Annotated in this window: 17 protein-coding genes and 3 pseudogenes; 9 read left to right on the forward strand and 11 right to left on the reverse strand. The window is 48.2% G+C overall.

Features of this window, described 5'->3' with window-relative positions; genetic code table 11:
- Positions 1-18: 18 nt before the first annotated feature.
- Together BMY11_RS07010 and BMY11_RS07015 are read right to left on the reverse strand one after the other, a co-directional pair.
- Positions 19-513, reverse strand: a complete 495-nt coding sequence (locus tag BMY11_RS07010) for a YhjD family protein (RefSeq protein WP_090573771.1) — start codon at positions 511-513, stop codon at positions 19-21.
- Entirely contained in the window at positions 510-1,769 is a 1,260-nt protein-coding gene (locus BMY11_RS07015; protein WP_090573772.1) for a DNA polymerase IV, read from the reverse strand. Before BMY11_RS07015 ends, BMY11_RS07010 begins: the two co-directional genes overlap by 4 nt.
- A gap of 523 nt (positions 1,770-2,292) precedes the next feature.
- On the opposite strand from BMY11_RS07015, the gene BMY11_RS07020 reads away from it, so the two are divergent.
- Both BMY11_RS07020 and BMY11_RS07025 read left to right on the forward strand, forming a co-directional pair.
- Entirely contained in the window at positions 2,293-2,643 is a 351-nt protein-coding gene (locus BMY11_RS07020; RefSeq protein WP_090573773.1) for a hypothetical protein, read from the forward strand.
- 3 nt (positions 2,644-2,646) lie between these two features.
- Entirely contained in the window at positions 2,647-3,669 is a 1,023-nt protein-coding gene (locus BMY11_RS07025; protein ID WP_090573774.1) for a DUF402 domain-containing protein, read from the forward strand.
- A 119-nt stretch (positions 3,670-3,788) separates the two neighbouring features.
- On the opposite strand, the gene BMY11_RS07030 is transcribed toward BMY11_RS07025, so the two are convergent.
- The gene (locus BMY11_RS07030) at positions 3,789-5,654 is read right to left on the reverse strand and encodes a methyl-accepting chemotaxis protein (RefSeq protein WP_090573775.1); all 1,866 of its coding nucleotides are present in this window, start codon (positions 5,652-5,654) and stop codon (positions 3,789-3,791) included.
- 287 nt (positions 5,655-5,941) lie between these two features.
- Between BMY11_RS07030 and BMY11_RS07035 the strand changes: the two genes are divergently transcribed.
- From BMY11_RS07035 to BMY11_RS07050, 4 genes are all read left to right on the forward strand, one after another.
- Positions 5,942-8,839 (forward strand): S-layer homology domain-containing protein, encoded by a 2,898-nt coding sequence (locus tag BMY11_RS07035; RefSeq protein ID WP_177182536.1) that lies wholly within the window; start codon positions 5,942-5,944, stop codon positions 8,837-8,839.
- A 175-nt stretch (positions 8,840-9,014) separates the two neighbouring features.
- Positions 9,015-10,166, forward strand: coding sequence for a tryptophan synthase subunit beta (gene trpB / locus BMY11_RS07040; protein WP_371262763.1), 1,152 nt, complete (start codon positions 9,015-9,017; stop codon positions 10,164-10,166).
- Between the two features lie 136 nt (positions 10,167-10,302).
- Positions 10,303-11,031, forward strand: coding sequence for a uracil-DNA glycosylase (locus BMY11_RS07045; protein ID WP_090574414.1), 729 nt, complete (start codon positions 10,303-10,305; stop codon positions 11,029-11,031).
- A gap of 14 nt (positions 11,032-11,045) precedes the next feature.
- Positions 11,046-11,876, forward strand: coding sequence for an SPL family radical SAM protein (locus BMY11_RS07050; RefSeq protein WP_256217344.1), 831 nt, complete (start codon positions 11,046-11,048; stop codon positions 11,874-11,876).
- A 56-nt stretch (positions 11,877-11,932) separates the two neighbouring features.
- Here the strand turns inward: BMY11_RS07050 and BMY11_RS07055 are convergent, their stop codons facing one another.
- Both BMY11_RS07055 and BMY11_RS07060 read right to left on the reverse strand, forming a co-directional pair.
- The gene (locus tag BMY11_RS07055; RefSeq protein ID WP_090573778.1) at positions 11,933-12,952 is read right to left on the reverse strand and encodes an S-layer homology domain-containing protein; all 1,020 of its coding nucleotides are present in this window, start codon (positions 12,950-12,952) and stop codon (positions 11,933-11,935) included.
- A gap of 110 nt (positions 12,953-13,062) precedes the next feature.
- The gene (locus BMY11_RS07060) at positions 13,063-13,401 is read right to left on the reverse strand and encodes a L,D-transpeptidase (RefSeq protein WP_090573779.1); all 339 of its coding nucleotides are present in this window, start codon (positions 13,399-13,401) and stop codon (positions 13,063-13,065) included.
- Positions 13,402-13,569: 168 nt separating this feature from the next.
- On the opposite strand from BMY11_RS07060, the gene BMY11_RS07065 reads away from it, so the two are divergent.
- Positions 13,570-14,667: a C40 family peptidase gene (locus BMY11_RS07065; protein ID WP_090573780.1), complete on the forward strand. Its 1,098-nt coding sequence runs from the start codon at positions 13,570-13,572 to the stop codon at positions 14,665-14,667.
- 29 nt (positions 14,668-14,696) lie between these two features.
- Here BMY11_RS07065 and BMY11_RS07070 read toward each other — a convergent pair whose 3' ends face one another.
- The 5 genes and pseudogenes from BMY11_RS07070 to BMY11_RS29680 form a co-directional block, all read right to left on the reverse strand.
- Positions 14,697-15,794 carry a GerAB/ArcD/ProY family transporter gene (locus tag BMY11_RS07070; RefSeq protein ID WP_090573781.1) on the reverse strand — a complete coding sequence of 366 codons (1,098 nt, stop codon included), beginning with the start codon at positions 15,792-15,794 and terminating at the stop codon, positions 14,697-14,699.
- An 8-nt stretch (positions 15,795-15,802) separates the two neighbouring features.
- Positions 15,803-17,013 (reverse strand): annotated as a pseudogene (locus BMY11_RS07075) (Ger(x)C family spore germination protein).
- Positions 16,959-18,437: pseudogene (locus tag BMY11_RS07080) on the reverse strand (spore germination protein). Before BMY11_RS07080 ends, BMY11_RS07075 begins: the two co-directional pseudogenes overlap by 55 nt.
- A gap of 131 nt (positions 18,438-18,568) precedes the next feature.
- Complete coding sequence (locus BMY11_RS29215) at positions 18,569-18,784, reverse strand: excalibur calcium-binding domain-containing protein (RefSeq protein WP_256217377.1); 216 nt, start codon at positions 18,782-18,784, stop codon at positions 18,569-18,571.
- Positions 18,782-19,603 (reverse strand): annotated as a pseudogene (locus BMY11_RS29680) (stalk domain-containing protein); the annotation flags it as partial. The gene BMY11_RS29215 and the pseudogene BMY11_RS29680, both read right to left, overlap by 3 nt.
- Positions 19,604-19,871: 268 nt before the next feature.
- On the opposite strand from BMY11_RS29680, the gene BMY11_RS07095 reads away from it, so the two are divergent.
- Complete coding sequence (locus tag BMY11_RS07095) at positions 19,872-21,053, forward strand: MFS transporter (RefSeq protein WP_090573786.1); 1,182 nt, start codon at positions 19,872-19,874, stop codon at positions 21,051-21,053.
- A gap of 139 nt (positions 21,054-21,192) precedes the next feature.
- On the opposite strand, the gene BMY11_RS07100 is transcribed toward BMY11_RS07095, so the two are convergent.
- Positions 21,193-22,032, reverse strand: coding sequence for an AraC family transcriptional regulator (locus tag BMY11_RS07100; protein WP_090573787.1), 840 nt, complete (start codon positions 22,030-22,032; stop codon positions 21,193-21,195).
- Between the two features lie 106 nt (positions 22,033-22,138).
- Here BMY11_RS07100 and BMY11_RS07105 point away from each other — a divergent pair, with 106 nt between their 5' ends.
- Entirely contained in the window at positions 22,139-22,972 is an 834-nt protein-coding gene (locus tag BMY11_RS07105; protein ID WP_177182541.1) for a phytanoyl-CoA dioxygenase family protein, read from the forward strand.
- Positions 22,973-22,981 lie beyond the last annotated feature (9 nt).

A 22,981-nucleotide genomic window follows, 5' to 3' on the forward strand; every position in this document is an offset into this window, starting at 1 on the left:
TGAAGCCGCAACACAATTTCAAGATTTTCCTTCTTTTAGTATCTTATTAAACATAGCTTCGATATTTGCGATATATTTGCCAAGACGTACACTCACCTCTGAGCGAACGACGAAACGCATCAAAGCAAATTTGTGTTCATAGCCTTTGTAGAAAAATTTATAATGAACAGCGTCATCAATTCGTTCATCCTCAATGACTTTAATCTGATTCTCTCTCAGTTCTTTTTTTACTTTAACCAAATCAGAATGTATTACGCCTAACAATAATCTGGCTGAATCTGCATAAAGCAACTTTAGAGTATGATTCGAACGTTCAATCTCTAAACGGTTATTATCGACTATCGTCATCATAATTGGCAACAGTACGGATTCGCGTACAAGTTCCATCGTTTGTTGTGACAACTGAAGTGGTGCTGGTTTATTTGGGTTGTTCTGCTCGATAAGTTGCTCACGATGTTCTGGGGACATGAATTTCGTTTCCCATCTGCCATTTCCTTCAAGTAATTTACTCATTTAAAGTGGCCTCCAATCATATTGGCTCTTTCCCTCGCCTGGGCTGATTTAAGCAGCGAAGACGCACTTAATATAGAAGCTTCACCGAATTTGTTTTTGATCGAATCCTTAACTAAAGCCAAATTATGATGTCGTGGTAAGTCTTCAAACATGTCGAGTTGGTAAACGCTGTTGTCACTTAATTGAGATAGATCGACAGAAAGATGAGTTAGAGGATTGCCATCCCAATGAGCCAAGAATAAATTGTGTGCAGCTTTTAAAATGTGATGCTCCAAGCAACTCGGATCACTAAGAGTCATCTGACGGCTAAATCCGCTTGAGGCTACACCGTTCGTCGTTCCAACACTGACAGAGACTTTATGACCATGATATTTATAGTGTCTACTTGTACGACAGACCTCGATCACCAATTCCAGCAGTAACGGTTCAATCTCCTCTAACGTTTGATAATTACTCCAACGTAAAGCTCGACCACGAGCAATAGATTTTGGAGCGACAATCGATCCAGAGACGACAGGGCTAGGGTCTATTCCTCGTGCCGTTTGCCAGTAGTACGTTGCCTTAATATCACTCTGTTTACCCATACGAGAACGCATACGACGCTTAACTTCATACAATTCCAGCCGCGCTAGATCACCAATTGTATTTATGCCCATACGCATAAAATGCATCGTCATTTTAGAACCAACCATGTACATGTTATTTATGGTCAAAGGCCAAAGAGTAGATTCGAGCCGATCTTGCGGCAGTTCATAAATGCCAGATTCACTTTTCTTTGCGAAATTGTCTGTAGCCATCTTTGCAAGTACTTTGGTCGAACTAATTCCAGCTCGTACCCATACGCCTGTCGATAGCATAACTGTTGCCTGTATTTGTCTTGCGATCTCAAACGGAGAACCAAAGAGTGATGTCGATCCAGATAAATCTAAGAATTGCTCATCAATACTCCATGGCTCAACGAGAGGAGTAAACGTTTTATATGCCTCTGTAATCATTAAAGAGACGCTTATATAGGTTTGCATACGTGGTCGAATTGCAACCAATTCTGGACATTTGGCTAAAGCTTCACCTAAGCGCTCTGCCGTTTTTACACCCTTAGCTTTGGCGATTGGACAAGCAGCCAAGATTATCCCACTACGGCGTTCAGGATCACCAGCAACAACGACAGGTTTATTGGCGTATTCAGGATGAGTTGCTTTCTCCACCGATGCGTAGAATGATTGACAGTCAATAAGCATGATGATGCGATCTTTCATTGATGATTTTCACTTCCTAAGGAGAGGAACGTTTGTTCTTATTATATGCGAATGTGCGTTCGTTATTCAAGGGCAGGATGTAACGGTTTAAGGGAGGATTTTAGATGGAAGGTGGGGGACTTATACAATTACATTTGATGCAGAAGAAGGTGTCATGATGGATGCCAGTTTTGTTTGCTCATATTTCATAGAGTATAGGTGAATTTAGAGAAGGGGTGCTGGCAATATCAGCCGGTAATTCACTTATAAGCAGGACACGCCAACGCAATGATACCTCCTGTTAAGGTCTGATGATTTCAGATGTCCTGTGTGGTAAAATTAACCTGATTAAACATTATTTTGTTTAAAAAAGGGGCACTCATGAAGAAACACATCGCACTCGTGTAACTCATCGCATTACTCGTTCTGGCTGTCGGTCTTAACCCGAATCCCGCAAGCGCGGCCGCTGTCAGTCCGCAATCCATTTTGAAGAAGAAGTACCCGCATGAAACGATTAGATTATTGAAATCCGCTGATCTGAACAATGAATAACAAGGAGAAACACGTAGCTGTATCGTTTGGTTACGGGCCGTCCAACACACAAATGTACGTATACCGGTTAAAGAGCAACGGATACAACCAAGTGCTCAGCACGATGGGCGACCAAGGCGTCGAAATTGATGCGAAGGGCAAAATCCATATGTACTGGAAGAAATACTTAGATGAGGCGGCTGGAATGCAGCGGAAGCCATCTATACGTGGAATAGCAACTCATTGCGCTACGCAGGCTCAGGACAACTGCCATAATTCGAATTACGAGTTGGACGTGAACGGGTCCATGGATCGCATTGTAAGGTCAGCCCGAAAGCGTCCTTCTCTGGTTAAGGAGGGCTAGCAGATGCAATTAATAAGAAGAATTACGGACAGCGACTGGTCTGGTGACACGCCAAAATGGTTAGATACCGTCTCCCGCTATGCTGCCAGAGGCGTTCTGTTCGACAGCGAATGGAAAGTAGCGATGATGCATATGACGAAGCTGCAGCTCTACAAGCTGCCTGGTGGTGGCGTTGAAGAGGGGGAAGATCCTCAGAGTGCTTTCCTGCGTGAAATTCTGGAGGAAACAGGCTGCATTGCGGAAGTGATTCATGAATTAGGGTATATTGAGGAGCACAAAGTTAGCAACGCGTTCCTCCAGCATTCCTCTTGTTATGCAGGGAAAGTCGTGCAGCATTCTACTAGCATTTCTCTAACGGATGAAGAAATTGCCCTCGGGATGCAGGTAGAATGGATGGATATAGACGCTGCAGTAGAAATCATGAAGGCAGCGCTTCAACAAAACGTGGACGAATCGGATAGATTCATGCTTCTTCGTGATCTTACGATCCTCGAAGAAACCGCGAAGTGGTTGTCTGCGAGCGTTACCATACAAGCTCGTAAATATGGCGATCGCCCGCATTATGAATGGCGTACCACGCTGCTTGAGCGAACAGACTCGCATATTTTCGTTCTCGGACACTATGGAAGGAAGCTGAAGCATTTTACGAAAGGGAAGACATTTATTGTGGAAAACTGGACGATCGAATGTTTCCCGTTCGATTTCTGGTTTACGGTGAGCGCAGATGTCATCAATGGGAAAATTGCTCAGTACTATTGCAACATCAGTGAGCCGGCCAGAATGGAAGGCTGCATGGTTACATTCGTAGATTTGGATATTGACCTCATCTATAAGCGCGGCAAGTGGGAGATCGTTGACGAGGATGAATTTGTTAGTCACGCCGCGAAGTTCGAATATCCTCCCGAGTTGATTGCTAGGGTGAGGCAAGAGGTCGAGCGCTTGCAGGAGCGCATTGCTCTGAGGCAGTTTCCTTTTGACGGGTCGATTGAACGCTTCATTCCGTGCATACCGCGAGATTCTGCATAATGCTGCTGCTTGGGTGCATAGTTATCCAGAATTCTTTCGGCAAAAGCAGAAAAACCTCCTTGTCCATCCAATCACTTCAGATGGATAAGGAGGTTTTTTAGCGTTGGCTTACGAGGCACTCAGCTATTCACTTTAAACCGATCAACCGTTCTGCTAAGCTCTTCTGCGAGGTACTCAAGAGATTGCGAAGAGGACGCCGTTTGCTCAGCGGAAGCAGCTGTCTCTTCGCTAACTGCTGCGACGGATTCAATCGCTTCCATAACTTTCCCAGTTTGCATTAATTGAGAGTTACTTGCAAGTTTAATCTCTTTAACCTTCTGCGCGGTTTCATTGACAATTTGGGCGATTTGATCAAAAGCGGTGAATGTCTTCTGGGATTGGATAGCCCCTTCGGAGACCGCATTTACGCTCATTTCTGTATTTTGCTGCATCTGCTTGATGATCTCTGTAATTTCCTTAGTTGCTTCCCCGCTACGTTCAGCAAGCTTCCGTACTTCCTCGGCTACGACGGCGAAGCCCCTACCTTGTTCTCCCGCACGTGCAGCCTCAATGGCCGCGTTCAGCGCGAGCAAATTCGTCTGCTCGGAAATTTCATCGATGATATCGATGATTTCACCGATCTTTGCGGAGTCTCGCTCTAACAGTGTCATCTTCTCCTTCAACTGCTGCATGCCCTCAATTGATGAATTCACATCTTCACCACCGCTCACAGCGATGGCAACCGTTTGCTCGGATAACGCAGAGGCTTGTGCGGAGATATGATCGATACCTCGTATTGCCGCTGACAATCCTTGGAACAGATCGGAGATGTCTTGCGAAGCTGAAGCCTGACTCATGCTGCCTCGTGCTACTTCGTCGGTACTGAGTGAAATCTCGCTGCTTGCGGCTGCAACGCTTCTTGATGTCTGGAGCGCTTTGCCGATCATGCTCTGCATGGCATCCAGCATCGTGTTAATATGTCGCTTCAACGCACTGATCTCATCGTGACCGTTCGCGTCCAGACGTTCTCTCAGATCACCATCTGCGACAATCTCCATCAAGGCGCTGATCTGCAGCACCGGCTTCTGAAAGAGGCGTGCTACGACAACAGCGAGCGCAATGACTCCTAGCAAACAGATGACGATAATGATGATGATCGTTCGGGTAAGGCTATTAACTTCTTTCATGAGTTCGGTCTGCGGGATGGTAATGACCACTTTCCATCCGGTAGACTTCATCTCGGCAAAAGATGTGCTTCTCAGCTGCTGATCCCAATTATCCGTGAAATATCCTTCATTGGAGGTAAGCGCCACTTGCTTGAATGTATTCGCGGTTTCGCTCGATGCGACATCCGATATATTCTTCCCGATAAAATCTGCATTAGGATGGACGAGGATCGTTCCCGAAGGCGATACCAAATAACCGAATCCATTTGTTCCGAATTTGATGGTTTCTATCCGCTTCAAAATTTCATCCGCCAGAATAAGCTCCTGCGTTAGTCCGCGGAACTCGCCTTTCGCATTCACGAGCGGATTATCGACGATGACAATCTTCTGGTCCGTTCCTGCCTTCACGAGAATATCGGAAACTTGCAACTTCTTCTGCTTCTCCGCTTGGATGATGTTCGTGAAGGTCGAGGCGTCGAATACAGGACCTTTGGTGTCGTATGCCATCTTGCTCGGATCCACATAAGCGAAATCATCGACTTCTTTATCGCTCTGAGTTAGAGTGCGCAGTACTTGCAGCACCTGTTCCGGCTTTGCTTCCATAAACTCGGGATGCGCGTTCGTGACATTGACGAGTGTGTTAATTTTCTGAGTCATCCATGTATCTAAGTCATTTGCGTTCAGCTGGGCGCGCTGCTCGAGAGTTTGCTCTGCATTTTGCTTCAGATTACCGCTAAGCAGGTAGATGAATAGCGATGATGCGGCGAGTAAAGGAACAAGTCCAACAAGCAGCAGAATAATTAAAATTTTAGCCCTTATGGATTGGAATAGCTGTTTCAAAAAAAATTCCTCACTTTCAACGGTGGATAAGTTTACTTTATGTGAATCGTGTTAAGGAACATCTCTAATGCGTATTAGAGTTTTGTTAGATTTTCATTTTGTGTTATGGAGATACTCGCCCGATGATTAGCCTGTTAATGTTGCAATACTACTTTTCGACAAAATACGATATAAATTGACAACTTTGAAACTAGTTCGTTATACTCATTTATATATCCTGTTTTTCCCATTCTCTTAGCGATCATGGAATGAATAGTAGTAAACAAATAAGACTCGGAGGGTTAGATATGACAAAGTCATCATTATTTAAGAAATCGATTATCATGATTTTGACCTTGCTGCTTGTATTCAGTTCACAAGCTTTTGCCACTCAGAAGGCTACAGGGTCGGACATTGAAGGAAACTGGGCAGAAACTAAAATTAAGAGCTGGATCGAAAAAGGTTTAATCAACGGGTATAGTGATGGTTCCTTTAAGCCGGACAAGTCAATTAGCCGCGGTGAATTGATGGCACTTATTAATCGTGCATTTGGATTTACGCAAGTCTCGGATATTCAATTCAAAGATTTGAAAAACAAGGATTGGAAATACGAAGTTGTTCAAAAGGCGGTAAACGCTGGTTATATTCATGGCTATGCGGACTCTACGATACGTTTTGATCGCACGATTACTCGTGAGGAAACGGCTGTTATTGTTGCGAAATTGCTTAAATTAGACAATAAAGCGGATGGTACTAGCGTGTTTTTCGATAAGGATCAAATCGCGGAGTGGAGCAAAGGGGCTGTCGGGGCAATCGCATCCCTAAGCCTGCTTCAAGGCATTGCTGATCAAGCGTTCCAACCGAAAAAACAGCTAACGCGGGCAGAGGCTGTTGTGCTTTTGGACAGAGCTCTCACACAGACCACACAGAATGCAACAACAACAACTTATAATACAGCCGGTACATACGGACCTGCTTCCGGAAGCGAAACGATTAAGGGCAACGTAGTCATTGCTACTACTGGTGTAAGCCTCCAAAACGTCATTATCGAAGGCGATCTGCTTCTTGCTGAAGGAATCGGCGAAGGCGATGTATTCCTTAATAATGTTACCGTTAAAGGCACGACGACCGTTAAAGGCGGAGGCGTGAATTCGATTCACATCAAGGATTCGATTCTTGTTACGGTATTCGTGGATAAAGCGACCGGTCAAATTCGAATCGTGGCGGAAGGTTCGACTTCAATCAAAGAAGTCACATTGCAATCTGGAGCGAAGCTGGAGTCGAATACTGACAAGGGTACGGGATTTGACATTGTGAATCTATCAAATCTATTGCCCAACGATTCAGTTGTCACGCTAAAGGGAACTTTCGATGAGATTAACGTTTCATCTTCTACGATGACAATCGATATGTTGGAAGGTTCCGTGAATGATTTTAACGTCAATCAGGAATCAGAAGACGTCGAGCTTAAATTAAGTGAAGATGCGAAGGTTATCAATCTTGTGCTGAATGCTGTACTGAAGGTTCTTGGACTAGGTACGATTGAGAATGCGACTGTTAAGGAAACGGCGAAAGATTCTTCCTTTGAAACCACGCCGATCAATCTTAGAAATAATGACACGACTAGCGTAGGTAGCGATAGTAGTAATAATAATACGAGTAGCGCTGCACTAACTGCGATTAACGGTGCGTCTAAAGATACAATGCAAGTTGCACTGGAAACATACGCATCGGATTTGAAACTCAACCTGACTGCTTATAATGAAACAAATTTCCAAGCTAAAAGCCGTCAGACATCGGTTGCGAATTACGTATATGATTCAAGACCAGAGAATGGATACGTATCGATCGCAGCTGTGAAATCCGCATTCAACCATGGTGTGGCTTATGAAACAGCAAAACTGACTTTTTCAACGAAGTTAGCCTCTGATGAGGGAGTGACGGTTGGTGATTTCGAAGCGTTGCAAACGGCATACAACAACCATGTTGTGTACCGTGACGGAGTGAGCGACAGCATTTCGACAGCCGCTCTTGCAGCGATTAATGCCGTCATAGACAATGTAACAATTCAAGCTAGTTTGATCGCAGCTGTTGAGGCTCAATTTAATGATGAAAGTACTCCAAAACACAATCCGTACAAGATCAACGATGTATATGCGCTCATTAATTTGCTGGCAGCAGTTGATGGAGCTACGGATAAAGTGACGATGAAGTCAGTGCTTGAAATGAATGTAGAAAGCTTAGGTCTGGATATGGGTGAAATGTCCGCCTACAATGATATAACCTTTGTAGCGAAAAACCGTCAGGGATCGGTTGCGCAATACGTCATCGACTCTAGACCGGATGGCGGCTATGAATCAATCGCAGCTGTAGTAATCGCTTTCGACAATGGTGTTGCATATGAAACAGCGAAATTGACTTTTTCAACGAAATTAGCCTCTAATGAGAGCATAACGGTTGATGATTTCGAAGCATTGCAAACGGCATACAACAACCATGTTGTGTACCGTGGCGGAGTGAGCGATAGCATCTCGACAACCGCTCTTTCAGCGATTAATGCAGTAATTGATAATGAAACGATTCAAGTTAGTTTGATCGCAGCAGTCGAAGCACAGTTTACTGATGAAAGTAGCCCAGGACTCAATCCGTACAAGATCAATGATGTGTATGTGCTAATTAATTTGCTGGCTGCAGTTGACGGAGCTGATGATAAAGCTGCGATGGAATTAGTACTTGAAACGAATGCAAGCGGCTTAGGTCTAGTATTGACCGCCTATAATGATTCAACCTTTATAGCGAAAAACCGTCAGGGATCGGTTGCCAATTACGTCATCGATTCGATGCCGGACGGCGGCTATGAATCAATCGCAGCTGTGAAATCCGCATTTGATCATGGTGTCGCATATGAAACAGCGAAATTGGCTTTTTCAACGAAATTAGCCTCTAATGAGAGCATAACGGTTGATGATTTCGAAGCATTGCAAACGGCTTATGTGAATCATGTTGCATACCGCGATGTGAGCGACGGCATTTCTACAGCCGCACTTGCAGCGATTAATGCAGTAATTGATAATGAAACGATTCAAGTTAGTTTGATCGCAGCAGTCGAAACTCAATTTACAAGTGAGAGCACAGCAGGACACAATCCGTACAAGATCAATGACGTATTCACATTTATTACAAATTATATCAATTCTCAAGGTTAACCATTATCGACGAAGATCAGAGATCGTTTTACTTCAAAACAGGACAAAGCAGTTATTAATCGCTCCGTCCTTTTTTTTGCGTGCATCTAGAATTCTTTTGACAAAAAGAGACATACATCCTTAAAATGGAAGGGGTTACATAGGTTAACGAATTGATCTTATGGAGGCTGGAGAGATGGCAGAAAGAGGATATTTTGGCGAGTTTGGCGGTAGCTTCGTTCCACCTGAACTGCAGGAAGTGTTAGATTATCTGGAATCTCAGTTTCTTAAGTACAAAGACGACCCTGAATTCATTGAAGAATACCGTTACTATCTGCGCGAATACGTAGGCCGGGAGAATCCGCTAACCTATGCGAAGCAGCTAACCGAGAAGTGGGGCGGCGCGAAGATTTATTTGAAACGCGAGGACCTAAACCATACAGGCGCGCACAAAATCAATAATGTAATCGGACAAATCCTGCTCGCCAAACGAATGGGCGCAAAGCGCGTCATTGCAGAAACAGGCGCAGGACAGCACGGAGTTGCAACAGCGACGGCATGTGCGATGTTCGACATGGAATGCATCATCTACATGGGGGCAGAGGACACACGCCGTCAATCGCTTAACGTGTTCCGAATGGAGCTGCTAGGCGCCAAAGTCGTCCCGGTTGAGAAGGGCCAAGGCCGACTGAAGGATGCTGTAGACGAAGCGTTGAATGATCTCATCGCGAACTATCGCAATACGTTCTATCTGCTCGGTTCGGCGGTTGGGCCGCATCCGTTCCCGACGATGGTGAAGCATTTCCAATCGGTCATCAGTGAAGAGTCGAAGCGTCAAATTCTCGAAAAAGAAGGTCGTCTGCCGGATGCCGTCCTCGCTTGCGTCGGTGGTGGCAGTAACGCAATCGGGGCGTTCGCTCACTATATCGACGAGCCATCCGTTCGTCTCATCGGCGTTGAACCTGATCAAGCGCCGTCGCTCACGGAAGGCGTGCCTAGCGTGCTGCACGGATTCAAATGTCTCGTGCTGCTCGATGAGGAAGGCAACCCGAAGAAGACGTATTCGATTGCCGCTGGGCTGGACTATCCGGGTATCGGACCGGAGCACAGCAATATGAAAGTAAACGGCCGTGCGGAGTATGTCACGGTAACGAATGAAGAAGTGCTTGAAGCGTTCCAGGAGCTCTCGCGGACGGAAGGTATTATTCCTGCGCTTGAAAGCTCGCACGCGGTTGCCTATGCGAAGAAGCTCGCACCAACGCTAGATAAGGACAAGATACTGATTCTCAACTTGTCCGGTCGGGGCGACAAGGACGTGGAGCAAGTGTTCCACATGCTGCATAAGTAATCGCTTTGTGCTTTTGCAATGGGCATGATAGAATCATAGCTAAGTAGTCGACGAATTATTACCTCCTTTGCTTCTTTCTGATTGAAAGTCAGAATGGCTGCAGGGGAGGTTTTTATTTCATTATATGGAGGACGTTATGCATTGGAATGTTGTGAATGACTGGTCATTCGTACTGATGGAGGAGTCGCAGAAGCTTTACTTCACGCAGCTCATGTCGCAGCTTACGGAGCAATATGAATCGGAGACGATCTATCCGGATCAGGTCGATGTATTTAATTCGCTGAAGTTCACGCCATATGCGGCTACCCGTGTCGTCATTATTGGGCAAGACCCCTATCATGGGCCGGGTCAGGCGCACGGACTTAGCTTCTCTGTGAGGCACGGAGTCAAGACACCGCCATCGCTGCAAAATATGTATAAAGAGCTGAAGGAGGACCTCGGCTGCGAGATTGCGGAGCACGGCTGTCTGGAATCGTGGGCGAAACAGGGTGTGCTGATGCTCAATACGGTATTGACGGTGAGAGCCGGAGAGCCTGCATCGCATAAGGGAATCGGCTGGGAGAGGTTCACCAATGCTGTCATTGCGGCACTGAATGCGAGAGAGCTGCCAATTGTGTTCATCCTGTGGGGCAAGCATGCGCAGGAGAAGGCAGCTTCTATTGATGCGAGCCGGCACCGTGTGATTGAATCGGCGCATCCGAGTCCTTTTGCCGCGCGACGCGGTTTCTTCGGAAGCAAGCCGTTCTCGCGTGCGAATGGGTATTTGCGTGAACTCGGCATGCTAGAGATTGATTGGGCGATCAAAGAACATACAGTGCAGCAGGATGCAGCTAATCGCGTAACTGAGGCTGAAGCTGCTAGGTAGGGAGGCTGCGAGAGATGGCTGATTCGAAGCCGGCGAGTATGAAGAAGAAAGCGCCTATCCGCCTGCTTAACCCGGCATCCGGTTATTTGACAGGTTATAGCTACACGCTGAATCCGTATACGGGCTGCGCTTTCGGATGTTCCTATTGTTATGTAAGGCGAATGCCCATTGCGCTGTTTCGGAACGAGCCGTGGGGGGAGTGGGTGGACGCCAAGCCGCTGGATGAGGCGCAGTTCCGCAAAGAGTGGCATAAAGCGCTATCCAAAGGTGAAGTGACCGTCTTTATGTCATCCGCGACCGACCCTTACCAGCCTGCGGAATTCAAAGAGCAGGTGACGCGCCGAGTGCTTGAGGTGATGGTCGAAGCGCCACCTGCATTCGTGATCGTTCAGACGCGCAGTCCGCTTGTCGAGCGAGACATCGACTTGCTGCAGCGACTTGGCGCTCATGTTCGTGTCAGCATGACGGTGGAAACGGACCTCGAATCCGTCCGCAAAGAGCTGACACCTGCGGCGCCGCCAATCGCCGCAAGGCTGCGCGCGCTTCGCTCGCTTCGCGAAGCGGGCATCGCCGTGCAAGCAGCCGTGTCACCGCTGCTGCCATGCAGCGAAGCGTTCCCCGCGCTGCTGGCGGAAGCGGCACCGCGCGTCGTCGTCGACGACTTCTTCCGCGGCGATGGCAGCAACGGGAAGCGCTCGGCGCAGCTGGGGATGGCCGAGCGTTATGGGGAGCTCGGCCATGGCGAGCTCTATACGCCGGAGACGGCGGACCGCTTCGTCGACGAGCTGAAGCGGCATATGCCCGAAGGAGCAGTTTACTTCGGGCAGGCAGGTTTTATGCCCTAACAACGAAAGACCCTTCTAGCGAACGATTAGTTCGCTAGAAGGGTCTTTCTTCGCTTTTATTGATTCTCCGCAGCTGATGTCGCAGTCCCATCAGAATCCGCGGCAGAGGTGCCGTTATCTCCGATGATTCCGGTCGAGCCGCCAATGGAATTGCCAGATACGCCGAGAACTGGCTTGAAGGCAGAAGATACATAAGTGACTGCTTTCACTTCGGTAATGACCTGCGGGTACATTTTATCCTTATCCGGGTAAGTTGGCTCTACATAAATAATGGCTTGATCGCCCTCGAAGGAGATCGAGGAAATTCGTACGCCGTAGCCTGGATTCGGTGCCTGAGCGGACACCGTTACAGCATTGACATCGTTATTAACAGCTGTCGTTGTAAGCTTCACATCAAAGAGCGGTGACGAGTCCGGTTGTTCAACTGGCATCGATGGTTGGTCCTCCACGAATTTAATTGTATTGTAGAGCCAGCCAGCAGCTTCGCTACGCGTAATAGCGGCTTTCGGATTGAACTTCTGGCTCGCATCTATCCCAATAATATGCGTTGTGATCAACGTTTGAATGCTGCCCATGAAAGTTGGATTTACGTCAGCCTCATCCTTCAATACGACTCCGAGATCGTCGAAGGCAAAGTCTCCTGAGCGAATGAGCGCTTTGTAAAGATGATGCGCGAACTGCTCGCGTGTCATGTTCGCTGCAGGGTTCGTATCCCTAGCGAGATCGAGCGAATTGTACGCCGCGATAATGAAGGTATCTGCATACCAGGCATCATTCTTCATCATGGAGAAGCTGTCGGACACTTCAGGCTTTTTGAAGAAACGGAGATCATCAATGTTCAGCCCAAGCCCTTTCACCAGCATTGTAATGCCTGCAGCATAAGTCAGCGTGCCGTTTGGCGCAAATTGATCATTCTTGCTCGCATTGCCATTCAAAATACCGCGTTTCTGCAGCTCTGTGATTTTCGCATCATTCGGATCATTCTTCGTATCGGAGAACGCCCACACAGACTGAGTTACAGCCAGAAACAGCACAACAAGCATGGTTATGACGAGTAGCGGTTTTTTCACATTCATTCACCTCGAAAGTTATTGGATTCCTTGATTTGCCTTTGTACTATGTAGACGCACCAACATGTCACAATGTTGCATGAGCTTGAGGTGCATTTTAAACGGAAGCGATGTGATTATGGCCGTATGGTCACTCGCGTATGAATCGGGACAAGTGCGGACAATGCCAGAACATCCTCATTATACATTCGGATGCAGCCGTGGGATACCATTCTGCCAATCGAGCCTGGATCACTCGTTCCGTGGATGCCGTAATGCGGCTTAGACAAGCCCATCCATAGCACGCCGAAAGGGCCACCGGGGTTCGGCTGCTTGTTAATAATCTCGTATTCGCCAGTTGGCGTCCTTGTGAGCATCTTGCCTATACCTACAGGGAAACCTCTGACGACAATATTGCCATCCAACAAATATAATTGGCGGTCGGATAAATCAACGATGATCCGATACTGTGGCACCTTAAGTTCACTCCTTTCCGTCAGCATATGTACTCGCGGCGAGTGAGGAATGGGCAGCAGGGCAATTGCTTGCAGGCGCATAGTTCGCTGCCTTTGAGGTGATACTACATGTCCGTGTGGAAAATCAAACCACAAGTGGCTGATCACCATAAAAGGGAGGAACGATAGATGCTGAAACGTTCGATGCTGCTTGCGAGCACTGTACTGCTTCTTACTTCGTGCTCGTCCGGCAGCGGCAGCGGCAGCGGCAGCGGCGGCAGCACCGTCACAAAGAATAACACAGCAGGCTCAGTCGTTAATTTGAAAGCGCAAGGACAAGCATCCACGATTAAGACGAGGCATTGGGAAGAGAAGGGCGGCGTATGGATACCTGCGGAGCGGGCGGCTACATATATGCAGTACCGCTTCGATGAGAATCCGAAAAATCACGTCGCTTCAATGGGGTATGCAGATCCGGTTTACACGTTTAAAGTAGGCTCGAAACAAGCGAAGATTGGCGATCAGCAGATTCTGCTGAGTGATGCGCCGCGAATGATTGACAACAACGTCTGTCTGGAGCTTCGCTCCTTGTCTCAGCTCATCCAGCAGCCTGTTCGATGGGACTCCGGCAGCAGTACGGTTATTATTGAGGCGCAGAAGCATCAGCCGCCTACGAATGAGCTAGTGAATACACCTCCTGGAACGAATCAGTTCCGTGCCCAGTCGACGGATATGAGCACGGGCGATGACAATCCCGACTACGATAATCCCGACAACTATGATGAATACGGGAATTACATCGGTGGAGGCCGACCTGGCAATAACGGAAATAACGGCAACAACAGCAATAACGGCAACAATGGCAATGATGTCGAGAACGGGAACAACACGGCCGATCAGGATAAAGTCGACGAGGTCATCTCGTATGGGAAGCGTTACATGGGCGTGGATTACAAATTCAATGCAGCGGCCTATGCGGAGAGCCGCAAGTTCGATTGCTCCTCGTTTATACAGCATATTTTCAAGCATGTCGGGGTGGATCTGCCACGTTCCTCGCGTTCACAATCGACCGTAGGCAAATATGTGTCACGTAAGAACTTTATCCCTGGCGATATCGTCTTCTTCTATACGCCGGGCCGGTACAAGACGAACAATATCGTCGGACATGTCGGGCTCTATATCGGCAATAATCAGGTGCTTCAGACGTATGGGAATCCTGGGGTCACGATTACGAAGCTGCTGGGCAATTGGGATGATCGGATTATGTGGGGAAGAAGAGTGCTTTAAAAATACAAAACCGTATGGAGCTTAGAGCTTCATACGGTTTTTGCATTTGCGCGGTATTTCTTGCGAATCGACCCAACAATCCATAACAATATCGGGATGCCGACCAAATTGACGGGGAAGATCACATCACGCCAAAAGTTAGCGAAATCGATTGTATCGTCAATATTTCGCGGTATGAGAGAGATGGCAAATACGATTGGCGTTATGAGCCATATACTCTTCTTCCATTTCGGAAAGCGTAACAATTGTGCCGTACCGTAGCTGGTCACGAAGAAATAGAGGGCGAGTTTGATGAAGATGCCGATGATCCAGAGCAGGACGATGATGACATCAATATTCTGAATAAACTCCATGACCGAAATATAGGTGACGACGGAATAGATGGGGTAAACAAAATGCCCTGCCAAATGCGGGCCAAAGACCAAGATGACGATGAAAGTGATGAACAGGATGGAAATGGAGGCAGCTGTAACGCCCAATATAGATGCCGCCATCGCACGCTCTGGTTTAGGCAAGAAGGCGATCAGCATGACGATCATGAACGATTCCGCGATGAAGGAGGCTGGAAATAAGCTTCCTTTCATAATGGGCAGCAAGCCCGTATTGGCATATACCGGCAATAGATTGAACAAGTTCCAATCCTTCACGCTAAGCAAAATAATGAGCAGGCTGCCGATGATGCTAATCGGTCCGATAATTTCGCTGCATCGGCCTATGCTGGTAAGCCCGCCTGTGGAAGTGATGTAAACAACGGCAGCTAGCATGATGAGGCTGATCGTCCAGAGCGGCGTCTTGCTGAATAAGGCAATGAAGACGAAATCTGCAAACTCTCTTAATATCAAGCCTGTGATCGCAATCCACATCAGGAAGATCGGGATGAGGATGACGGTTCCGAGCCACTTTCCTAGAATAGTTTGCGTGTATTGAATAAACGTTTGCTTCGGATGGAGCAAGCTGACTTTCACGGCAATATAGGTCGTCACTAAACCGATCAAGCTCGCAGCGATGATGGACAGCCAAGCGTCTTGTTTCGCTGCTAGTATTGCGGGTGATATGGTGAATATGGCAGTCTTCCCGTAATCGAGCGTATATACGAGCCAAAATAGCTGATAACCCGAGATCTTCATCCTATCACTCACTTTTCACTTATTAGCGCCGGACCCACGAGGCCGATATGCTTTAATTTCAAATTGACATGGACCGTTACTTCAACATTTGGGAAAATCGCCTCCCATTGTCCCTTCATTTGTTCCCACGCATCGGATGCTGCCGATTTAGAACGGTGCTGAAGCCGAGTACGTCGGTACCATATTGCTTCTGCACCTTCTTGATCATCTCGAGGACATGCTCGCTCGTCTTCGCATTGAACCGATCCTGCACGATCTGGAGATGTTCCTGTTTGCTTAGGTCTAGCTTCGTCTCGTTCTCGCCGACATGCCCTCCGCCAGTAAGCTCAATCTCCATCTTTACTTTGTTTGTCCCAGAGATGCTGCTTGTTAGCTTGCTGCCAAATTGGGTGACATGGACACCGACGATTCCGCCGCCTTGATCCGGGAAGCGTTCAGCTAAGTCAAGGTACTTGAGTCCATTAAGCATCCACAGGCGATAGGAGGCCTCGATAAAATTCAAATATCCGACGAGTTTATAATCGTGGTTAAACAGCGCACGTCCATAGAATCGGATCGTTCTTTGCGGGGAAGCTCCCTGCACGATATCAACGGCCGGCAAAGTAGGGCAGCTGCCTTCTTCATTCGAAGCGAGCAAGAAGCCGAGATATGATGTGCCTATAGAGCCGCCAACCGCACGATGGATTTTGACCGATGCGACGGAAGGGATTTTCTCCAGCGGGTAAGGCACTTGCAGCACATCCAAGCCCGTATTGCCTTTGACCACCCAAATGTCCATACGGATGCGGTTGCCTGGATCCCGAGTGAACGCATCCATCATGTCATAAACGCCTTTTTTTGCTAGATCTTCACCAATGTAGAAGTTTCGTCGATGACCGCGGGTAACGATGCGAGAAAGCTTTTGCCGCATCATTTGAATGGACTCAAAATAGCTGTGTCCGCCACCCGACTCGATAAAGAACGGTTTCTCGCCGGAAGTACCGCCAGTCGTGTTTGCCCGGGAAGGGATAAAGAATTGAGCGGAGGTCAGAATTGTTCCGTCCTGCTGCAAATCAGCCGCTGCCGCAAGATCGAATACGCGATCCGATAGTTCTTCCCGATCCCAACAGCCAGTTATGAATGCCATGCAGCTAACTGCACAGAGGAGGGCGACTACGCGAGGTTTCATTTGGATTCGCCTCCTTGTTTGCCGCTTGGCTGCGTGCGTATGGTCCACCATGGGGCTCGGATGAAGATATCTCTTAATTTACTGCGTTCCATTGGAGCGACCGGACTTAGATAAGGGACTCCGAAAGACTCCAGATTTGTTAAATGAATGAGCAGAAATAAGGACGCCATCGTAATGCCATATAAACCGAACATCCCCGAACAGATGAGCATTGGAAAACGAAGCATACGAAATGCGATACCCATGTTGTATCTCGGCGTGACAAGCGATGCGATTCCGGTTACCGATACAACAATAACCATCGGTGCGGATACGATCCCCGCCTGGACAGCTGCTTGTCCGATAACGATAGCTCCGACAATGCTGATGGCCGAACCTGTCTGACGAGGCATCCGTATGCCGGCTTCGCGCAAGCCCTCGAACAAAAATTCCATCAACAGCGCTTCGATCACCGCCGGAAAAGGCACCCCTTCGCGAGCAGAGGCGATGCTAAGCAGCAAATTTGTCGGGATTAATTGAGGGTGAAACGTTGTAATGGCGACATAGAACGAAGGCAGGAATAGAGAAGTGAAAATTAAGAGCATTCGTAACCAGCGGGTGAAGGAAGCATAGATAAACCGTTCATAGTAATCATCAGCCGACTGGAAGGCAGTCCATAATGTACAAGGGACGATAAGGACGAGAGGATTGCCGTCGATGAATATGGCTACTTTGCGTTCCGCAAGGCTTGAGGCAACGATATCCGGGCGCTCGCTCTTCTGTACTTGCGGGAAAACCGTAAACGGTTGATCCTCGATAAACTCCTCAATGACGTTCCCGCTCAGCACCGTATCGATCCGAACCTTACGAATGCGATTCCGGACCTCTTCAACGACCGATTCTTGCGCGACTCCGTGTATATAGGCGATTACAATCGTCGTTCTTGAGAGATTGCCAACGGTTACGGACTCCATCTTCAAATCTTTGCTCTGAATCTTCCTGCGTACGAGAGCCGTATTCACGTTCATGCTCTCGGTAAATCCTTCGCGTGGGCCTTGTATGGTGACTTCTGTGGAAGGCTCTCCGACGGTTCGATGCTCGAAGCCCTTCAAGTCTGCAATGACAGTTTACTCATAGCCGTCAATTAATAGGGCAGCACAGCCGGACAAGATGTCCTTTTCGATATCCTCGAAGTTGTCCGCTGTTTGTATGCTTGCAATTGGAAATAGCTGCTCCAATATGTTGTCAAATGCGATGGGCTTATCTCGTTCAAGGGAAGGCGTTCCGAACATCCAAGACTTTAACAGGACATTATCGAGTGCCGAGGTGTCCACCAAACCATCTACATAAACGAGCAGCGCTTGGATTTCGCCAAACATTTGGACACGCCGGAAGATGATATCGTAACTATCCTTAAACGTATTTCTGAGCAGGCTTTCATTCTTCTGCAACGACTGAGTGAGCTGTTCCGTGGACAAAAAGGTGCCTCCCTCCATTAGAAATAATTAGCAATTAAAGTTCCTCGATTGAGGTGGATTTATCCCGAATGGCTGATTAGTCAAGAAAAAAGAGAGGCTTCCCGTAAGTTCAAATTGAACTTCTAGGAAGCCTCTTTGGTAGGGCGCAATTATTCGCAAGCGACACCGTCGTGGTCACGGTCCAGTTTGGTGCTATAGCCTGGCTGACCTTGGCGTAGCGGAGCTTTACCTGCGGCTCTTACGGCAGCGCAGTTTTTGTAATAAGCGCTACTGGGTTTCGTTGCAGGCTTCGGTGTTGTTGTTGGTTTCGGCGTTGGTTTCGCAATCGGTTTAGCTGGGGCGGCGGTACCTGAGTTTGTATCCATTACGATCAGTACGCGTGTACCGTCAGGGAAACTCTGCATATGATTGCCTACCCATGAGCCTGCACCACGATTATCTGAGGACTTAACATAAGCAACATCGGCTCCTGCTCCACCCTCTGCACACATGGCCATTGGGAATTCGTCTCGATCGTAGCCGTCTTTAGTTGGGATGCCGCTAAGTGACTCCTCCCGATTATGATCAGCTCCTCCCCGAGCAATGGTGCAGATCGGGGATTCACCTCGACTCATTGCACTTTTAATATGAGCCGACGTCTGGGGGTAGCGGACTGCTGGGAAGTAAATGACCTTGCTATGCGCTTGGGTATTAATATAAACCGCTCTTATTGTGGCATCCCAGGTCACGTATTTCATAAGCAGTTCACCGGCTGCTCGTACGGGAACATACGTAACGCTATTTATAATTTTAGGGGCGGTGGTTGCTTGCTTGCCGTTAACAATTAACTTTAGAGTGTGACTCGTAGGCTTTGGGCTTGACTGATTCTGATCATTAATGTAGACCGTTTTCGTCGCCGCGTCCCATGACACGGTCTTCTTGAGGAGCTCGCCCGCTGCACGTACGGGAACATAAGTAGCACCACTAATCACTTTCGGGGAAGCTGTTGACTGATTTCCATTCACAAATAACCGAATAGCTGTACCCGTTGCCTGCATGCGTAGGGGCTGCTCCACGGTGTCGATAATCCGCTTATTCGAGATCGAATTTGGCTGGCTTACGTGATCAGGTGCCTCGTGCGACTTTTGCAGACATCCAGTGAATGTAGTGGACATTGCCGCCAATAGGATGATTTTCTTTAGCATGGTTGTAATGGCACTCCTTTGACTATCACTTCATGCATAGCCTTCTCATGCCAGATTTCGTTTATGTTAGGTTTGGATAGCAGATGTATCCCAGTATTGCGCGGAATTTCCAGCTTGATGATTGTGGCAGTAGAAATGGCGGACCACTGCTGCGAATGCGTTTTGATGAAAATAATTATTTTTCATAACAGGAATTTATTCAATAGAAAGGAATATCTCAATGACAAGTTCAATTCCTATAGAGAGCAATTAACAAGGGGGCGTCGGCTTGAACCAAACAACATCACGCTGGTCTGTCATCATCGCTTATGCCGCGCTTGCGGCTGTCACGCAGATTCTTTGGGTTACGTTTACTCCCGTCACGACCGATGCTGCAGAGCAGTGGGGCGTATCGGTTGATGCTGTCGGGTGGCTGTCGCTCGTTTTTCCGCTTATTTATGTTCTTCTATCTATACCATTTGGTTTTGCAGCGGATCGTAGCTTCCGCGGCGCGCTAGCCTGGGGAGCGGGACTTACCGTGGTAGGTGCGTTCATCCGGGTTATGCCCGGTTATGACTATTCACTTATCGGTCAGATTGCGATTGCAGTGGGGCAGCCCTTAGTGCTAAATGCGGTTAACAAAATAGCGGCGCTCTATGTGGCACCGCCAAAACGTCCGATAGCGATTGCTACTGGCACGGCTAGCCTGTTCGTCGGCGTTATGATTTCCAACGTGACGGTGCCTTTCCTGATGGAATGGGGCGGACTTCCTGCCGTACTTTGGACACAGGCTTTCGTTAGTGCATTCGCTTGTGCAGCGATGTTACTCGCTCTTCGGCATGCTCCACTCTACGTGGAAGCGACGGGGGATGGAGCACCTGCACCTCTGATTCGCACGCTTCGGGAGATTTGGTCACAGCGGTGGGTGCGCCTATTCAGCCTGCTTCTGTTTGCAGGGTTTGGGATTTTCATTACGCTGGCGACATGGCTTGAGGTACTGGCGGATGCAATCGGTTACAATTCGGTGCAGGTCGGAACGGGCCTAGGGCTCATGACAGCGGCAGGCATTATCGGGGCTGCGTTCCTACCGGACTTCGCCATGCGAGGGAATCGAGCCAGGCACTTACTGGTGCTATCGCTCGCGGTTAGCGTCGTGCTGCTAGTCTTCCTTGCGGCAGGCTTGCCAGCTTGGTTGTTTATGTCTCTGCTTGCTCTCACAGGACTGCTTCTACTGGCCGACTTGCCCATTGTCCTATCATTCGCCGAGGCCAAGGCAGAGCCGCGAACTGCAGGCGTGGTAACAGGATTGCTGCTCCTGTTCGGCAATCTGGGCGGCATCGTGCTGTCGCTTCTTGTACAGCTACTTCTATATGAGCGAGTGCTGGCAATCGGCGCGCTCGTGGTGGTCACGATTATCATTATGCCTTTTGCTCTGCGATTTCCTGGGGTTCCGTCAAGGAGACTGCCTTAATCTTATATTCTGGTGAAATTTATGAGAGGCAAATAAGTGCAAGGGACTCTGTTCTTTAATCGGAACAGAGTTCTATTTTTTTTATAATTGAGTTTGGCCTCATTAGAGAGGGCCTTATAAGGGCGAAACGGACTTTGATTTATTTTTCCGGAGTTGAATCTCCGTAGTGGCTAGTGGCGCCACGACCGATGAACCGGAACCGTGAAGGTGAGGCTCCGTAATGCTGCTTAAATAATTTGCTGAAATGATAGATGTCTGTAAATTCGAGCGCTGCCGCGACCTCGGTAATGTTCATCGTCGTTTCGGCTAATAGAAACCGGGCATGTTCCATACGAGCATGCGTAATGTACGCTTTCAACGAGTAGCCGGTATATTTCTTGAACAGATGGCTCAAGTATCGCGGCGAGACATTGACTTCTGCTGCCAAGGCCGCTATGGAGATTGACTTTTCATCATCTGCAAGACGATCGATCACTTTATGAATGAGCTGCTTATGCATCGTGGAGACAGGGGACGCCATCGCCTCCTCTTGCCGCAGCATATGCACGATGACTAGCCGAATGAGCAGATCGAATTCCTCGTCTTGCTTGGCTTCGCCGCGCAGCTGTAAATCCACGATCCGCTGCAGGCAAGTTTCGGGCACCCTCGTATCCTCGAACTTCACGTGCCTGCCCGGCAGCGTAACGCAGCTTCCTTCCTGTATCGTGAAATGGATGTAAATGACCGTCAAGCGCTGCTCTTCATCCTGTTCGGCATGAACTCGGTCACCAGGACGGATCAGAAAACAGGAGCCCTTGCTGACCGGATAGCATGTGCCATTAATGAACATCTCTCCTTTGCCTTCCATCGCATACCACAAATCATAATCGTGAAGTGGAAGCTTCGGCGACCAATCCCATCCTTTCTCACAACGGGCTTTGCCTAGCTGACTTGTACAGCGGAACGCGAACAATAGCAGCTCTCCTTTCGGTATGTTCATGCATTTTCATACAAAAATGCATCGGTTCCTTCCATTTTCAATCCTTTGAACGAAAGATATGATAATCGTAACAAAAAAGGAATAAATGGGAAATGGGTGTGGAAGCATGGATCGAACAAAATTACAAAACCCAGAAGAGATCAACCGGCAGATGTACCGATTTGACAGGTGCTATACGCCGCTGTCGTCGTTGAACGATTTTACGGAAGAACATGTTAAAGCGTACAGAGAACAAGGGTTTATCGCGATCGATCAGGTGCTTCAGAAAGGTGAGGTTGAAGCATCCGTTTCGGCGATTATGGAAGTGATGTTTGATCTGGAAACAAAGGCGAAAATCCAATTTACGAAGCCGCAGCACGAGCTGACCTCCGATGTGGAACGAGAACTTGCGGTGCGTAAAGTGTCTGAGTTTGTCGATGTGCATACAGCGCTGCATGCCGCCGCTTATCATCCGTCGATTCTATCCGTTGTCGAACGGTTGCTGGGCGGGCCGGTGAAATTAGCACAAGACCAAGCGCTTCTTAAGCCGCCCTATGGAGGTGGGGAGAAGCCCTGGCATCAAGATATGGCATACGGGAACTTGTCCTACGAGAAAGCGGTTGTCGGCGTTTGGATCGCACTGGACAACGCTGGACTTGGCAACGGCTGTATGCATGTGATCCCGCAGTCACACAGGGATGGCGGAGTTCCGCACTATGCGGTTCGTGACTGGCAAATTTGCGACCGGTACGTACCAGTAGAAGAAGATGTCGCAATCCCGCTTAACCCCGGCGGCGCGTTGTTCTTCCATGGCTTGCTATATCATGGTACGCCGTTTAATTTCTCAACGCATCGGCGGCGCGCGCTCCAATTCCATTATGCGCCATCGGAGGCGCAGAAGATGTCCCCAGGCGAATACAAACGGATGTTTACGAATGAACTGACGAACGCTGAATGTTGAATCGAATAA

It is taken from the genome of Paenibacillus sp. OV219 (genome assembly GCF_900110075.1).
Taxonomy (GTDB): domain Bacteria; phylum Bacillota; class Bacilli; order Paenibacillales; family Paenibacillaceae; genus Paenibacillus_Z.

Excerpts from the sequence above, each read along its gene's own strand:
- BMY11_RS07045 (WP_090574414.1), top strand. The coding sequence starts at position 10,303 with ATGCATTGGAATGTTGTGAATGACTGGTCATTCGTACTGATGGAGGAG.
- BMY11_RS07025 (WP_090573774.1), top strand. The coding sequence starts at position 2,647 with ATGCAATTAATAAGAAGAATTACGGACAGCGACTGGTCTGGTGACACG.
- BMY11_RS07070 (WP_090573781.1), bottom strand. The coding sequence starts at position 15,794 with ATGAAGATCTCGGGTTATCAGCTATTTTGGCTCGTATATACGCTCGAT.
- BMY11_RS07065 (WP_090573780.1), top strand. The coding sequence starts at position 13,570 with ATGCTGAAACGTTCGATGCTGCTTGCGAGCACTGTACTGCTTCTTACT.
- BMY11_RS07100 (WP_090573787.1), bottom strand. The coding sequence starts at position 22,032 with ATGAACATACCGAAAGGAGAGCTGCTATTGTTCGCGTTCCGCTGTACA.
- BMY11_RS07055 (WP_090573778.1), bottom strand. The coding sequence starts at position 12,952 with ATGAATGTGAAAAAACCGCTACTCGTCATAACCATGCTTGTTGTGCTG.
- BMY11_RS07035 (WP_177182536.1), top strand. The coding sequence starts at position 5,942 with ATGACAAAGTCATCATTATTTAAGAAATCGATTATCATGATTTTGACC.
- BMY11_RS07020 (WP_090573773.1), top strand. The coding sequence starts at position 2,293 with ATGAATAACAAGGAGAAACACGTAGCTGTATCGTTTGGTTACGGGCCG.
- BMY11_RS29215 (WP_256217377.1), bottom strand. The coding sequence starts at position 18,784 with ATGGATACAAACTCAGGTACCGCCGCCCCAGCTAAACCGATTGCGAAA.
- BMY11_RS07015 (WP_090573772.1), bottom strand. The coding sequence starts at position 1,769 with ATGAAAGATCGCATCATCATGCTTATTGACTGTCAATCATTCTACGCA.
- BMY11_RS07010 (WP_090573771.1), bottom strand. The coding sequence starts at position 513 with ATGAGTAAATTACTTGAAGGAAATGGCAGATGGGAAACGAAATTCATG.
- BMY11_RS07105 (WP_177182541.1), top strand. The coding sequence starts at position 22,139 with ATGGATCGAACAAAATTACAAAACCCAGAAGAGATCAACCGGCAGATG.
- BMY11_RS07050 (WP_256217344.1), top strand. The coding sequence starts at position 11,046 with ATGGCTGATTCGAAGCCGGCGAGTATGAAGAAGAAAGCGCCTATCCGC.
- trpB (WP_371262763.1), top strand. The coding sequence starts at position 9,015 with ATGGCAGAAAGAGGATATTTTGGCGAGTTTGGCGGTAGCTTCGTTCCA.